The sequence below is a fragment of the Streptomyces sp. NPDC054840 genome (assembly GCF_053611065.1).
The window spans coordinates 1-1095 of sequence record NZ_JBSGZP010001161.1 but is presented as its reverse complement, the minus strand read 5'-3'; the positions used below and the strand labels follow the sequence as shown (position 1 = coordinate 1095).

The 1095-nt window shown below is 73.4% G+C and carries 2 protein-coding genes; both read right to left on the bottom strand.

The genetic code is table 11. The annotated features are described in order from the left end of the window. The coding region (gene ruvA, locus ACWGIU_RS38365; RefSeq protein WP_453712776.1) for a Holliday junction branch migration protein RuvA at window positions 1-484 on the bottom strand (484 nt) is incomplete at its 3' end. Further along, a complete protein-coding gene (gene ruvC, locus ACWGIU_RS38360) occupies window positions 481-1011 on the bottom strand; it encodes a crossover junction endodeoxyribonuclease RuvC (protein WP_150256605.1) in 531 nt (176 codons plus the stop codon). The genes ruvA and ruvC, both read right to left, overlap by 4 nt. Window positions 1012-1095: the final 84 nt, after the last annotated feature.

The window sequence follows — 1095 nt, the reverse complement described above, 5'->3', positions numbered from 1 at the left end:
GGGCGGCGGAGAGCTGCTCGGTCCAGGGCGCGGGCCCGGAGGCCGCGGCTCGCTGGGCGCCCACGAGGCCGCTGCTGCCCAGCGGAGCCCCCAGCTTGCCCTTCAGTTCGAGGAGTAGCTTCTGCGCGCCCTTCTTGCCGATGCCCGGCACCGCCACCAGCGCCTTCTCGTCGCCGGTGGAGACGGCCAGCCGCAGCGCGTCGGGGCTGTGCACGCCGAGCATCGCCTGGGCGAGCCGCGGCCCCACCCCGCTGGCGGTCTGCAGGATCTCGAAGACCTGCCGTTCGTCGTCGTCGGCGAAGCCGTACAGGGTCAGCGAGTCCTCCCGCACGACCAGGGAGGTGGCGAGCCGGGCCGTCTCCCCCATCCGCAGGCCGGAGATGGTGGTGGGCGTGCACTGCACGGCCATGCCCACTCCCCCGACCTCGATGACGGCCAGGGTGGGGGTGAGTGCGGCGACGGGGCCGCTGACGAAGGCGATCATCGGGTACGGCCTTTCGAGGCGTGCAGGGCGACCGCCTGCTGGAGGCGGTTCTGGGCGGGGGCCCGCCAGATGTGACAGATGGCCAGGGCAAGGGCGTCGGCGGCGTCCGCCGGCTTGGGTGGCGCGTCCAGCCTGAGCAGCCGGGTGACCATCGCGCCGACCTGGGCCTTGTCGGCCCGGCCGCTGCCGGTGACGGCGGCCTTGACCTCGCTGGGGGTGTGCAGGGCGACCGGTATCCCCCGCCGGGCGGCGCACAGCATCGCGACGGCGCTCGCCTGGGCGGTGCCCATCACGGTGCTGACGTTGTGCTGGCTGAACACCCGCTCCACGGCGACGACTTCGGGCCGGTGCGTGTCGAGCCATTCCTCGATGCCCTGCTCGACGGCGACGAGCCGGTGGCCCAACTCGGCGTCCGCGGGCGTCCGTACGACCCCCACGCCGATCATGGTCAGGGGGCGGCCGGCCACCCCCTCGACGACGCCGACACCACATCGCGTCAGCCCCGGGTCAACGCCCAGTACCCGCACCCGCGCCCCCCTTCTTCGCTCTCCTGTACGTGCAGCTTCGCAGGTTATCGGGTGGCACTGACAAAGCAGCGGGCCGCCGGGGTG